This is a genomic window from Sulfitobacter sp. TMED3 (assembly GCF_002167505.1).
Lineage (GTDB): Bacteria > Pseudomonadota > Alphaproteobacteria > Rhodobacterales > Rhodobacteraceae > Sulfitobacter > Sulfitobacter pontiacus.
Map to the genome: position 1 here is coordinate 80,792 of NZ_NHBI01000003.1, position 13,291 is coordinate 94,082.

At 58.8% G+C, this 13,291-nt stretch carries 12 protein-coding genes and 1 pseudogene; 10 read left to right on the forward strand and 3 right to left on the reverse strand.

Features of this window, described 5'->3' with window-relative positions; translation table 11 throughout:
- The first annotated feature begins 96 nt into the window (after positions 1-96).
- Positions 97-1,329, forward strand: a complete 1,233-nt coding sequence (gene ilvA, locus CBB63_RS00540; protein ID WP_286697753.1) for a threonine ammonia-lyase IlvA — start codon at positions 97-99, stop codon at positions 1,327-1,329.
- Here the strand turns inward: ilvA and CBB63_RS00545 are convergent.
- Positions 1,292-1,591 (reverse strand): Hpt domain-containing protein, encoded by a 300-nt coding sequence (locus CBB63_RS00545; protein WP_286697806.1) that lies wholly within the window; start codon positions 1,589-1,591, stop codon positions 1,292-1,294. The genes ilvA and CBB63_RS00545 overlap by 38 nt on opposite strands.
- A 282-nt stretch (positions 1,592-1,873) precedes the next feature.
- Between CBB63_RS00545 and CBB63_RS00550 the strand changes: the two are divergent.
- Positions 1,874-3,049 (forward strand): annotated as a pseudogene (locus tag CBB63_RS00550) (SpoIIE family protein phosphatase); the annotation flags it as partial.
- Positions 3,050-3,060: 11 nt separating this feature from the next.
- Here CBB63_RS00550 and CBB63_RS00555 read toward each other — a convergent pair.
- On the reverse strand, positions 3,061-3,507 hold the full coding sequence (locus CBB63_RS00555) for an NUDIX hydrolase (RefSeq protein ID WP_009825732.1): 447 nt from the start codon (positions 3,505-3,507) through the stop codon (positions 3,061-3,063).
- Between the two features lie 78 nt (positions 3,508-3,585).
- Between CBB63_RS00555 and hslO the strand changes: the two genes are divergently transcribed.
- The 8 genes from hslO to CBB63_RS00595 all read left to right on the forward strand — a co-directional run bounded on the left by hslO (position 3,586) and on the right by CBB63_RS00595 (position 12,719).
- The gene (gene hslO, locus CBB63_RS00560) at positions 3,586-4,572 is read left to right on the forward strand and encodes an Hsp33 family molecular chaperone HslO (protein WP_009825733.1); all 987 of its coding nucleotides are present in this window, start codon (positions 3,586-3,588) and stop codon (positions 4,570-4,572) included.
- Complete coding sequence (locus CBB63_RS00565; RefSeq protein WP_009825734.1) at positions 4,562-5,158, forward strand: CoA pyrophosphatase; 597 nt, start codon at positions 4,562-4,564, stop codon at positions 5,156-5,158. Before hslO ends, CBB63_RS00565 begins: the two co-directional genes overlap by 11 nt.
- Positions 5,137-6,321, forward strand: coding sequence for a CCA tRNA nucleotidyltransferase (locus tag CBB63_RS00570; protein WP_286697754.1), 1,185 nt, complete (start codon positions 5,137-5,139; stop codon positions 6,319-6,321). The genes CBB63_RS00565 and CBB63_RS00570 overlap by 22 nt, the downstream gene beginning before the upstream one ends.
- Before the next feature lie 69 nt (positions 6,322-6,390).
- Positions 6,391-8,232 (forward strand): ABC transporter ATP-binding protein, encoded by a 1,842-nt coding sequence (locus tag CBB63_RS00575; RefSeq protein ID WP_286697755.1) that lies wholly within the window; start codon positions 6,391-6,393, stop codon positions 8,230-8,232.
- Positions 8,232-10,058: an ABC transporter ATP-binding protein gene (locus CBB63_RS00580; RefSeq protein ID WP_286697756.1), complete on the forward strand. Its 1,827-nt coding sequence runs from the start codon at positions 8,232-8,234 to the stop codon at positions 10,056-10,058. The genes CBB63_RS00575 and CBB63_RS00580 overlap by 1 nt, the downstream gene beginning before the upstream one ends.
- 38 nt (positions 10,059-10,096) lie before the next feature.
- Entirely contained in the window at positions 10,097-11,335 is a 1,239-nt protein-coding gene (locus CBB63_RS00585; RefSeq protein ID WP_005850822.1) for a class I SAM-dependent RNA methyltransferase, read from the forward strand.
- Positions 11,336-11,344: 9 nt separating this feature from the next.
- Positions 11,345-12,136 (forward strand): ion transporter, encoded by a 792-nt coding sequence (locus CBB63_RS00590; protein WP_009825739.1) that lies wholly within the window; start codon positions 11,345-11,347, stop codon positions 12,134-12,136.
- Between the two features lie 85 nt (positions 12,137-12,221).
- Entirely contained in the window at positions 12,222-12,719 is a 498-nt protein-coding gene (locus CBB63_RS00595; RefSeq protein WP_005850826.1) for a L,D-transpeptidase family protein, read from the forward strand.
- A 32-nt stretch (positions 12,720-12,751) separates the two neighbouring features.
- Here CBB63_RS00595 and dalA read toward each other — a convergent pair whose 3' ends face one another.
- Positions 12,752-13,261, reverse strand: coding sequence for a divisome-associated lipoprotein DalA (gene dalA, locus CBB63_RS00600; protein WP_286697757.1), 510 nt, complete (start codon positions 13,259-13,261; stop codon positions 12,752-12,754).
- Positions 13,262-13,291: the final 30 nt, after the last annotated feature.

Here is a 13,291-nt window from a genome sequence, read left to right on the forward strand (position 1 = left end):
GTACCTGTTTTTCAAGGCGTGAGCAAGATTGAAGGCTGCGTTGACCGCGTCACCTGGGAATCGTATCGACAAGTATTCAACGGGAAGGTCGATGAGATGACAGATATGTTTAAAACTGCAGCACGCAGCGCAGCGCAACAGATGCGAGAGGTGTTTCCCGCCACCCCCTTGATGCGCAACGAACATCTGTCAGAAAAATATGACGCTGACATATGGTTGAAACGCGAAGACCTAAGCCCCGTTAGATCATATAAGTTGCGCGGGGCGTTCAACGCGATGCGCAAAGTGATCCCCGAGAAGTCTGTTTTCGTTTGNGCAAGNGCGGGCAACCACGCCCAAGGTGTTGCATTTATGTGCAGTCATTTCGGTGTGAAAGGTGTGATTTTCATGCCCGTCACGACGCCTCAACAGAAAATTCAGAAAACCAAGATGTTCGGTGGGCTTCAGGTCGAGGTTCGCTTGATCGGCGATTACTTTGACAAAACGCTCGCCGCGGCGCAGCAGTATTGCGTGGAAGAGGGCGCGCATTTTCTGTCTCCTTTCGATGATGAAGATGTCATAGAGGGGCAAGCCTCCGTTGCGGTTGAAATAGAGGAGCAGTTAGGGCGCGTGCCCGACCACATTCTGCTTCCCGTTGGTGGCGGCGGTCTTTCGTCCGGCGTTTACAGCTATTTTCAAAATGCATGCCGATATAGCTTTGTTGAACCTGAAGGGGCCCCTAGTTTGGCCAAAGCTTTGGCCGCGGGTGCACCGGTGGATGTGTCTCCTATCAATAGTTTCGTCGATGGGGCCGCGGTCGCAAAAATTGGCCAACGTAACTTTGCACGGTTGGATCGTGTCGCAGAGAGTGATGTGATCCATCTGGCCGAAGACCGCATCTGCGTCACGATCATCGAAATGCTGAATGTTGAAGGCATCGTATTAGAACCTGCTGGTGCCCTTTCTATTGAGGCGCTGGGCGAAGTAGCTGACCAGATCAAGGGCAAGACCGTTGTATGCGTAGCATCCGGCGGAAACTTCGATTTTGAGCGTCTGCCAGAGGTGAAAGAGCGGGCGCAGCGGTACTCCGGCGTCAAGAAATATTTTATTCTGCGGATGCCGCAGCGCCCTGGTGCGCTGAAAGAATTCTTGAGCATTCTCGGCCCGGACGATGACATCTGTCGGTTTGAATACCTGAAGAAGTCTGCGCGAAACTTCGGCTCTGTCCTGATCGGAATTGAAACACGCAGCCCTGAAAGTTTTGGGCCGTTCTTGGCGCAACTGAAGGACGCAGGATTTACCTATACGGACATCACGAATNACGAAACCTTGGCTCAATTTGTCCTATAGGCNTAATGCAGGTCTCCGTGTTCGATAGGAAATGTTCTTTCGATTTTTCATAGCTGGTAAGGATCTCCTTCCAAATAGATGTGATTTGATGGCTGCCGGTAAAGTCGCCTTCGGCCTGCGCGCATTGTTCTGACAATTCGACAAACCCCACGCTTAATGCGCTGCCCTTCACAAAGTGAAGTATATCGCGAAACTGATCGGTCGTTACGCCCATCGTTAGCTGAGCATTGGCTTCTTCCACCTCCTTAAAAAANACGCACATAATTGTGCTGAAGTCGTCGCGCCCAACAGCGGNNTGCAAGGTCGCGACCTGTTCCCAGTCAATCACTGATTCGCCCTCTTTCTCCGNCCAATGTGGGGCAAAATTCTTAACAAAGCGTGCAGGGCGATCATCACTTAAAAACTTTTNGGCTTCACCGAATCTTAATCNGTCGTTGGCTAGGCTCGGGGNGAAGTTGNCGAAAGNTTNTGNATGTTGCAGANCAAGATTGAANAAATAGCCCGNCCAAACACGCCGCAGCGGTTTCGCGCGATCAAAACAGCTATGGTTGTCGACGATAGCGCGCTGCAGCGGCGAATCTTGATGGCGACGTTGTCGCGATGGGGATTCGATGTGCAGGAAGCGGCCTCTGCTGAAGAAGCATTGGCGGTCTGCGAACAAAATCTACCAGATCTGATCATCAGCGACTGGATTATGCCAGGTATGTCGGGGCTGCAATTTTGCGAGGCGTTTCGCAAACTTTCGAAGGGCAGCTACGGGTACTTCATTTTACTGACGGCAAAATCTGATAAATCCGAGGTGGTTAAAGGGTTGGACAGCGGTGCGGACGATTTTGTCAGCAAGCCAGTCAACGTTGACGAGCTACGCGCGCGAATTATGGCCGGCGAACGCATTTTGACGATGCAGCGTGAATTATCGTCGAAAAACCGTGTCATTAGTGAAGCTCTGGACGCGTTGCAAAACGTACATGACGCATTGGATCGGGACCTAGACGAGGCGCGAAAGTTTCAGAAATCCCTTTTGCAGGAACCGTTTTGCGCCTTCGATGCGGGTGCCGTGTCTTTGATGCTCAGGTCTAGCGGGCATGTAGGGGGCGATCTGGTGGGATATTTCACAGCGGGAAATAGCATCGGGATCTACGGGCTAGATGTGTCCGGCCACGGGGTGAGCTCGGCCCTGATGGCCGCCCGATTGGCCGGTATTTTTTCCGCCGTCGCACCGGAGCAAAACCTGGCGTTGGCACGCCAATCTGACGGGACGTATAAAATGCGCCCGCCCGACCAAGTAATCGCCGAGCTGAACAGCCTAGTGCTCTCTGACATGGAATCGGAGCAGTATTTCACACTTTTTTTGGCGGAAATTGAACTTGATACCGGCAGGATCAGGGCAACCCAGGCCGGCCACCCGCACCCCTTTATTCAGCGACGCAACAGCAGGTTGGAAAACTTCGGGAGAGGCGGGCTGCCCGTAGGGCTGATTGCCGATGCGCAATATGAAACAGTCGCGAGCCAGCTTTACCCTGGCGATCGTCTGATCGTGCTTTCCGACGGGGTGACCGAATGTCCTGACCCGATTGGGCAAATGCTGGACGATAATGGTTTAAATCAGGTTCTACATGATCTGCACCCCATCAGGGGGCCGCTTTTCTTTGACGCGCTCACGTCGAGGCTAGAAGATCATGCGGGGACGGCTGACTTTCCTGATGATGTTTCCGGCATCTGCTTCGAATTTCAGGACCTTGCCGCCAGAAACCGTTCAAGAAAGTGCCGATCCCCATCGTTGCCTAGCACCGAAACGGCCTCTTCCCCCGACAGAACAACTGTTGCGTGGTCAGGCTCTATCGGGGGGGCAATATGACGGACGGGATGGGCGACATAGACATGGCAAATTTTCTCTGCCCAGATGTTATACTCCGGCATATAGACGTATCGTCGGAATGCGCCCAACCGCCGAGGGCGCGCAATGGTCCAGCCAATCTCTTCCATCACCTCGCGGTGGAGCGTTTGGAGAGGCGATTCACCGGGGTCAATGCCACCGCCTGGCAACTGAATATCAACATGTGGCCTAAGCTGGGCGGTCATCAAAAAGCGGCCCTTGAGGGGCAAAATCGCATAGGCTCCGGGACGCGACGTGTATGTTTTTCCCGGAATGGGCGGTTCCCCAACGCGTCGCATCATATGACTCCCCCTTTTCGCACGGCTTGTTGCCCTTATATAGACGCGGTATGCCAACCGTCTGCCGGTAAGGAAAGTCAAATGACCCAAGGAAACAAAATCGCGTGGGACGACACCGTTCTACCCTTTCAACTCGATGCCTCTGATATTCGGGGGCGCGTCGCGCGTCTGGATGGCGTGCTGGAAGGGATTTTGCGTCAGCATGACTATCCCGAAAAGGTAGAGGCGTTGGTCGCCGAAATGGCCTTGCTTACGGCGCTGATCGGGCAAACCATTAAACTGCGTTGGAAATTGCAACTGCAGGTCCAATCCAAAGGGCCCGTGCGCATGATTGCGACAGACTACTACGGCCCGACGGATGATGGTGAACCCGCGCGCATCCGTGCTTACGCTAGTTATGATGCCGACCGGATCACCGATGGGCCGGCCTTTGATCAAGTGGGCGAGGGGTATTTTGCCATTATGATCGATCAGGGCAACGGGATGACCCCCTATCAGGGGATTACGCCGCTTACCGGTAAATCGCTGTCCGAATGTGCAGAGGCGTATTTCGCGCAGTCCGAACAGCTGCCCACACGGTTTGAGCTGAGCTTTGGCAAATCCACCTCCCCGGGGGAGGATGAGCATTGGCGCGCCGGCGGTGTTATGCTGCAACATATGCCCAAAGCCTCGCCCTTTGCCGCGCAAGGGGAAGGCAGCGGCGAGGTGCTGCAAGCCACTGATCTGGTCGACGGTGAAGAGGGGGATAACTGGCACCGCGTCAACGTCTTGCTGGATACGGTAGACGAGCTTGAACTGATTGGGCCGAGCCTGCCGCCGACAGATCTTTTGAAACGTCTATTTCACGAGGAGATGCCGCGCGTATTCGACGCGCAGGCGGTCCGCTTTGGCTGCACTTGCTCCGAAGATCGTGTGCGGCAAAGCCTGTCGATCTATTCGGCGGGGGATATCGAAACGATGACGACAGACGACGGCCGCGTCACGGCCGACTGCCAGTTCTGTGGTGCGCATTATGATCTGGATCCGAAAACAGTCGGGTTCGAGGCAGAAGACAACAGTGGCAGCTGATCAGCTCGCCCATTTTCGGAAGGCGCTGGCGCAAACTGGTGTCACGTCTTCCGATTTTGACCTTAACAAAGGGTCTACGCCACCGGCGAATCGGACATTGCGGCCAGCTGGCGTTCTGGCCCCGATCGTTGAACGGGGCGGGCGGTTGGAACTTATCCTGACCAAACGGTCGTCCGCGCTAAAGCACCATCCGGGGCAAATCGCCTTCCCGGGCGGCAAGCAGGATGGCGGTGATGCGGATGTTGTTGCCGCAGCTCTACGCGAGGCGCGGGAAGAAATCGGCCTGCCCTCGGATCTGGTCGACGTCTTGGGTACGCTGCCCGCACATGAGACAGTTACCAACTTTCTGGTGACGCCCGTCATTGCCTTCGTGAAAAAAGACTTCGAAATTATCCCCGAGCCTGGCGAAGTTGAGGAAGTCTTTACCGTTCCACTTGATCATGTGCTCAACGCCGAAAATTACGTGGTCCAGTCGCGCCGGTGGCAGGGGCAGCGACGGTATTATTACACGGTTCCTTATGGTCCCTATTACATTTGGGGGGCAACCGCGCGTATGTTGCGGGCATGGACAGAACGTATGATGTGACCCTTCCTGCCAGCACGCGCTGGCTTTCCGACCCCGATGCCCAAGCCGTATGCGATGCGGTGACGGACGGCGGGCATGCGATCTATTTTGTCGGGGGCTGTGTGCGGAACGCGCTTTTGGGCGTGGCGGATAGCGATGTCGACATGTCGACCAATGCATTGCCCGAGCGTGTCATGGCTCTTGCCGCGCGCGCTGGGCTGAAAGCCGTACCGACGGGCGTGGAACATGGAACTGTCACCGTGGTCAGCGGCGGTAAGGGGTTCGAGGTGACGACCTTCCGCCGGGACGTGGAAACGGACGGGCGACGTGCGGTTGTCGCTTTTTCGGACAGTATCCTCGACGATGCGTTGCGCCGTGATTTTACGATGAACGCGCTTTACGCGGATGCGCAGGGGCGGGTGATCGACCCGCTTGAAGGTCTTGTTGATTTGCGCGCGCGGCGGGTGAGGTTTATCGAGGATGCCGCCCAACGTATCCGCGAAGATTACCTGCGCACTTTGCGCTATTTCCGGTTTTGCGCGTGGTATGCGGACCCGGTCGAGGGCTTCGATCCGGAGGCTTTGGCCGCGATTGCAGCGCATACAGACGGGTTGGAAAGCCTGTCGGCAGAGCGGATCGGGGCAGAGCTTACGAAGCTGTTAACCGCGCCGGACCCTGCGCCAGCGGTCGCGGCGATGCGCCAAACCGGCGTCTTGGGGGCAATTCTGCCGGGGAGCGATGACCGCTGGCTCGGGATGGTCGTGCATTTCGAACAGCTGTTGCAGATGTCTGTGGACTGGCGCAGGCGGCTGGCAGCACTTGGCGGTGAGGATACCGATCAGCGCCTGAGGTTGAGCAAGGCAGACGCGAAATACCTGCATCGGCTGAAAGAGGCGGCATATGGCGCAGAGACGGTGGCCGCGATTGCCCATACCGACGGCGGCGATATGGCGCGCGCGGTTGTTGTGCTGCGCGCCTGCCTGTCTGAAACGCCACCCGATGCGGCTGTGCTTGATAGTATCGCGCAGGCCGAAGCTGCCGTATTTCCCGTTCAAGCCGCTGATTTGATGCCGGAATACACCGGACCTGCTTTGGGAAGGCGGATGGCCGAGCTTAAGGCGCTCTGGATCGCTTCGGGGTTTGCGGCGACGCGGGACAGTTTGTTGGACATGCCAGAAAGCTGACGCAACCTGTGGTCTTTTCGGCGCTGCTCTTTCTATAGTGGCGGCGAACACGCGCCCCACAGGTGAATTATGTTTCGATTTTTCGAAAATCTTGTCGATCCCTATGCGGACTACGCCGAGCTAGACACGCCGCCCACGCGGCTGTGGCCCTTTTTCCGCAACTACAGCGCGCCGTTCAAAACGGTGTTCTGGGTCACGGGTGTGCTTTCCGTTGTGGTCGCGGCGATCGAGATCGGGCTGATCTACTATATGGGCCGTCTTGTCGATCTGATGGACGGCAGCCCGGCCGAGGTATGGCGNAGCTATGGGGCGGAGTTTATCGTCGTCGCGCTGCTTATCCTGATCGCGCGNCCNGCTGTGCANGCGGTTCATGTGTTACTGCTGAACAACGCTGTGTTGCCAAATTACGGCACNCTTTTCCGTTGGCGCGGNCACCGGCAGGTGNTGCGGCAATCGGTCGGCTGGTTCGAGGATGACTTTGCCGGGCGCATCGCCAACCGCATCATGCAAACGCCCCCCGCTGCGGGGGAGGTCGTGTTTCAGGTCTTTGACGCGATTTCNTATGCGCTGGCCTATCTCATCGGNGCAGCGATTTTGTTAACCACGTCGGACTGGCAGCTGCTGATCCCCTTGGTCGCGTGGTTCGCGCTTTATGCTGTGCTGACCCAATGGACGATCAAGCGTGTGGCGGTTGCGTCGCAGGCGGCGTCGGATGCCCGCTCAGAGGTGACAGGCCGCGTGGTCGACAGTTACAGCAANATTCATTCGGTCAAGATGTTNGCNCACCATGACCGCGAGATTGAATATGCCAAGGGNGCCATCGAGAANGCGCGCGTCACTTTTCAAAAGGAAATGCGGATATTCACCATCATGGATATCTGTCTGGTCAGCTTGAACGGTTTGNTAATCGTCGGGGTCGTAGGCTGGGCGTTCTATCTNTGGTCAACCGGCAACGCGACGGTGGGCGTGGTGACGGCTGCGACGGCGCTGACGCTGCGGTTGAACTCCATGACCGCCTGGATCATGTGGGCGCTTTCGACGTTCTTCCAGCAGCTTGGCGTCGTGGCCGAGGGGCTAGAAACGATTGCGCAGCCCATCACCTTGGTTGACGACAGCGATGCCAAGCCGCTGGCCCTGACCGACGGGCGGGTGGAGATGCGCGGGCTGACCCATCATTATGGCCGTGGTTCGGGCGGGTTGGATCANGTGGATATCACCGTGCAGCCGGGGGAAAAGATCGGCCTGATCGGGCGGTCGGGCGCGGGCAAATCGACCTTGGTCAAGCTGNTGCTGCGGTTTTACGACCCCGAAGGCGGACGNATTCTGATTGACGGGCAGGATATCACCACCGTCCGGCAGGACAGCCTGCGGCAGGCGATCGGGATGGTGCAGCAGGACAATGCCTTGCTGCATCGGTCGATCCGCGAAAATATCCTNTACGGNCGTCCCACCGCGACGGAGGCAGAGGTGATTGCCGCAGCGAAACAGGCCCAAGCACATGATTTTATTCAGGANTTGAACGATCAGGGCGGGCGGTCCGGCTATGACGCGCAGGTTGGCGAGCGGGGNGTGAAACTGTCGGGAGGGCAGCGGCAACGCATCGCGCTGGCGCGGGTCATCCTCAAGAACGCGCCGATCCTTTTGCTGGACGAAGCGACGAGCGCGCTTGATAGCGAGGTAGAGGCCGCGATCCAGCAGACCCTGTACGGCATGATGGAGGGCAAGACCGTCATCGCCATCGCGCATCGCCTGTCCACCATCGCTGAAATGGACCGTATTNTGGTCATGGACGGGGGCCGTATCGTCGAAGAGGGCACGCATGAGGTGCTTTTGGNACAAGGCGGGCTATATGCAGATTTCTGGAACCGGCAATCCGGCGGGTTCCTTCGCACAGAAGAGCCGACATCGTAATGCCTTTGACATGGATCGACCCGTTTTCCCCCGCCACGACAGAGCCGCCGCGCCGTCTGGCGGCCTTTTTTCGTTGGGCGTTGAAGGGCAGCGGCCCTGCACTTGGGGTTGCCGGGGTGCTGTCGATTTTCGCCGGCGTGATAGAGGTGATGGCNGCCTTGGTTCTTGGGTGGGTNGTGGATGCGGCGCTTGCCGCCGAGGCNGGGGCCGTATTCTCGGATCATACGGGGCTGCTCTTGGCGGGGCTGGCGTTCTTTTTGCTGCTGCGTCCNGCGCTGTTCGGCGTCAGTTCGTATATGCAGTCGATCGTGGTCGCGCCGAATGTGTTCAACCTCGTGCTGTCGCGCTTGCATCGCTACACGCTGGGGCAGGCGGTCACGTTTTTCGACAATGATTTCGCGGGCCGGATTTCGCAGAAGGAAATGCAGACCAGCCGCGCGCTGACCGATGTCGTGACCGAGGTGCTGCATACGGTGCTCTTCGCCGCCGCGTCCTTTGTCGGCGCGGTGATGCTGCTTGGCACGGTNGANTGGCGCATCGCTGCGGGGCTGGTGCTTTGGATGGTCGGCTATGTCTTCCTGATCCGCCACTTCATGCCGCGGGTCCGNAAACATTCNAAAGCGCGGGCAGGNGCGCGCGCGATGGTGACGGGGCAGGTGGTCGATACGATCACCAACATCAANACNGTCAAGCTCTTCGCCCATGCCGATCACGAGGACCGCGCCGCCTTGGGGGCGATGCGCAAGTTTCTGGACACGAGCCTCGATTTCGGGCGGGTNAGCGTCTCTTTCCGGTTCTGGCTGATGACGATNGCGGGNTTTTTGCCGGTGCTGCTGGTGGGGGGNGCGCTTTGGTANTGGTCGCTGGGTCTGGTGACGGCGGGNGATATTGCGGCGNCGGGGGCGGTGTCGNTTCGGCTGGCGCAGATGACGGGCTGGGTCAGTTTCACGCTGATGGCGCTTTATGCGAATATGGGCGAGGTTGAAGACGGGATGCGCACGCTGGCCGCGCCGCAGCAGCTGCGCGATGCAGACAACGCGGCAGAGCTGGTGGTGCACGAAGGGGCTATCCGCTTTGACGGGCTGCGCTTTACCTATGGCCGCGATACGGGCGGTATCGAGGAGCTGAGCCTATCGATCAAACCGGGGGAGAAGCTAGGCATCGTCGGCGCATCGGGGGCGGGAAAATCGACGTTGGTGTCGCTTTTGCTGCGGCTCTATACGGCGGAACAGGGTCACATTTCAATTGATGGGCAGGATGTCTCGGGTGTCACCAAGCAAAGCTTGCGGCGTCAGATCGGGATGGTCACTCAGGAGACCGCGATGTTCAACCGGTCGGCGTTCGACAACATCCGCTATGGCAAGCCCGACGCGACAGAGGCAGAGGTCATCGCCGCCGCACGTAAGGCCGAGGCGCATGAGTTCATCGAGAAGATGCAGGATCACACGGGCCGCAGCGGCTATGACGCGCATCTGGGGGAACGGGGGGTCAAGCTGTCGGGCGGGCAACGTCAGCGTATTGCGCTGGCCCGCGCGATCCTCAAGGACGCGCCGATCCTGATATTGGACGAAGCGACAAGCGCGCTGGATAGCGAGGTCGAAGCCGCGATCCAAAGCGCGCTGACCCGCGTGATGGAGGGCAAGACCGTGATGGCCATCGCCCACCGTCTGTCGACCCTGACCGAGATGGACCGCATCGCCGTGATGGACGCGGGCCGCATCGTAGAGATCGGCACCCATGATGCGCTGCTTGCCAAAGACGGGCTTTATGCCCGCTACTGGCGGCGGCAGTCGGGCGGGTTTTTGGATATGAAGGCCGCAGAATAAGGCTTTTGCTGCGCCCGGCTTCGCGGTAAGCCCTGCGCATGACAGAATATACAATCCAGCGACTTGGCCACCTGGGCGACGGCATTGCGCCCGGCCCTTTATTTGCTCCTATGACCCTGCCGGGCGAGGTGGTGACAGGCACGCCTGACGGTCAGACCCTGACCGACATCCGTATCGTCACCCCGTCGGAGAACCGGGTGTCGGCGCCGTGTCGCCACTTCAAGGCCTGTGGCGGCTGCCAGTTGCAGCATGCGTCGGATGACTACGTCGCGGATTTCAAGCTGGGCGTGGTCAAGGCGTCGCTGGATGCCCACGGGATAGAGACTGTTTTCAAGCCACTGCAAACCTCGCCCGCGCAATCGCGCCGTCGGGCAACCTTTGCCGCCAAACGTACCAAAAAGGGCGCGATGGCCGGTTTCCACGGGCGCGGGTCTGATGTGGTGATCGAAATTCCCGGGTGTCAGTTGCTGGACCCTGCGGTGATGGGCGCTCTGCCGATTGCCGAAAAGCTTGCCGTGATCGGCACCAGCCGCAAGGCTGCCCTTGCTGTAACGGTGACCGCGTCGCGCGGGGGGCTCGATATCTCGGTCCAGAACGGGAAAGAGCTGGACGGCCCCTTGCGGCAAGAACTGGCACATCTGTGCGACAGTCTGGGGCTGGCGCGGCTGACCTGGGATGGCGAGGTGATCGCGATGCGCACGCCACCCGTACAGCGTTTCGGTGCGGCCAAGGTGACACCCCCGCCCGGTGCCTTCCTGCAAGCCACCCCGCACGGAGAGGCGGCGCTGGTCACCGCCGTCCGCGAGGCTGTCGGTGAGGCGCGCCATGTGATTGACCTGTTTGCGGGCTGCGGCACGTTCAGCCTGCCCCTGGCCGATCAGGCAGAGGTACACGCCGTCGAGGGTGACGCCGCCATGACCGCCGCGCTGGATCACGGGTGGCGCATGTCGACGGGGCTCAAACCCGTCACGACAGAGGCGCGCGATCTGTTCCGCCGCCCCTTGCTGCCGGACGAGCTGGCCAAGACCGACGCCGTGGTCATCGACCCGCCGCGCGCGGGGGCCGAGGCCCAGATCGCCGAGATCGTCAAAGCGATGCCGCCGGTGCTGGCCTATGTGTCGTGTAACCCCGTCACCTTCGCGCGGGACGCCGCCGTGCTGATTGCCGCCGGTTATACGTTGAATTGGGTGCAAGTCGTTGATCAATTCCGCTGGTCCTCCCATGTGGAGCTGGCAGCGCAGTTCACTGCGCCGGAAGTACAACGCAAACGTAAATAACGCAGATCTATGGTGGGCACGGTAAACATGCGGGAACGTCTGGGAAGATGGGTCGAAGGGCGGGCCGTCAGCAATTTCATCATCGGTGTGATCGTGTTCAACGCCGCCTTGCTGGGGATGGAGACAGCCCCCGCCCTGATGGAGAGATACGGCACGCTGATCCTATTCCTTGATCGCGTCTGCCTGTTTATTTTCATCGCCGAGATCACGCTCAAGATCATTGCGCGCGGGGTCGGGTTCTTCCGCAACGGGTGGAATGTCTTTGACTTTACGGTCGTTGCCATCGCGCTGGTGCCCGCGGTGCAGGGGCTGTCTGTCTTGCGGGCGCTGCGTATCCTGCGGGTTTTGCGGGTGCTGTCCGTCGCCCCGCGTCTGCGCCGCGTTGTCGAAGGGTTTATCACCGCGTTGCCCGGTATGGGGTCGGTGTTCCTGCTGATGACGATCATCTTTTACATCGGGTCCGTCATCGCGACCAAATTGTTCAGCGACCAGTTCCCCGAATGGTTCGGGTCATTGCCCGCCAGCGCCTATAGCCTGTTTCAGATCATGACGCTGGAAAGCTGGTCGATGGGGATCGTCCGCCCGGTGATGGAGGTCTACCCCTATGCCTGGGTTTTCTTCGTGCCGTTTATTCTGGTCACGACCTTCGCCGTAGTGAACTTGCTGGTGGGTCTGATCGTGAACTCGATGCAGGATGCGCATAACGAGGAAGAGACCGTGCGCACCGATGCCTACCGGCTTGAGGTGATGGAAAAGCTGGAAGCGATCGAAAAGAAGCTGGCAGAGCACAGCCGACAGTAACGGCTTTTTGACCGCATCGATATTTGCTACATGATAGGGCATCCACATAAGGCCGAAATGGTCGCGGGAACGAGGCATAGTGAACATGAAACGCAGAAACCTGATTCTGGGTGGCACCGCGCTGGTCGCGCTTGGGGCCTGCAGCAGCAGTAAATTCAAACGGTACAACGGGCCGCAGGTCACCTATGTGATCGTCAACAAGGGCGACCGCCGGATGTATCTGATGCACCACGACAAGGTGCTGGAATCATACGATATCAAACTGGGGTTCGCGCCTGTGGGCCACAAGGTGTACGAAGGTGACGGGCGCACGCCCGAAGGGATCTATATGATCGACCGGCGCAATCCGAACAGCCGNTTCCACCTGTCGATCGGCATCAACTACCCCAATGAAATGGACCGCGCCCGCGCGGAAGCTTTGGGCAAAAGCCCCGGTGGCGATATCTTTATCCACGGTCAAAAGACCGCCAAGGACAAGAATCGCACCGATTGGACGTGGGGATGTATCTCTGTCTCGAACGACGAGATGGAGGAGATCTATGCGATGGTCGGGGATAACACCCCNATCGCACTGAACCCCTGATATCTAGNTAAAAGCGGGGGTGACCTTGGCGGTCACTTCCCCATCACCATGGTCCACCAGATCTTGCCGTTGTTTTCCTGATGCCAGGAAAAGCCCATGTTCAAAGCGTCCTTCGACATGATGATGCGGCGGGTGTCNGGTTTNTCCATCCANGCGGCAAGTGTTTCGAGCTCGGTCTCGTAGGTTTCCGAGATGACTTCGCCGACCAGCGCGCCAGTGTATCCTACACGTTGGATACGATCGACAGGGGACGACCCGTCAGACCCGAAGTGCCAGGGGCGGTTCTGCACCGCCATATCCCGCGAATGGGTCGCGGCGGCGGCGTTCAGNTGTGCGTCNAGTTGAACNGGTGCCAGACCNGAGGCACCGCGCAGCGCGTTCACGGAATCAAGCATGCGGAANTGCAGCTTGCCGGTATCGTTGCGCCCGATCTTATAGACGGTNGGGCCGGGGCGACCGTCGGATGCAAGCGGGGTCGGTGCAGGGGTACAGGCCGCCAGCGCCACGGTCAGGGAAATAAGGATTGAAAACAGACGGATCATGGCGCAGCTCCACGCAATTGGGTTTGTCGT

Excerpts from the sequence above, each read along its gene's own strand:
- CBB63_RS00555 (WP_009825732.1), bottom strand. The coding sequence starts at position 3,507 with ATGATGCGACGCGTTGGGGAACCGCCCATTCCGGGAAAAACATACACG.
- hslO (WP_009825733.1), top strand. The coding sequence starts at position 3,586 with ATGACCCAAGGAAACAAAATCGCGTGGGACGACACCGTTCTACCCTTT.
- CBB63_RS00570 (WP_286697754.1), top strand. The coding sequence starts at position 5,137 with ATGGACAGAACGTATGATGTGACCCTTCCTGCCAGCACGCGCTGGCTT.
- CBB63_RS00585 (WP_005850822.1), top strand. The coding sequence starts at position 10,097 with ATGACAGAATATACAATCCAGCGACTTGGCCACCTGGGCGACGGCATT.
- CBB63_RS00590 (WP_009825739.1), top strand. The coding sequence starts at position 11,345 with ATGGTGGGCACGGTAAACATGCGGGAACGTCTGGGAAGATGGGTCGAA.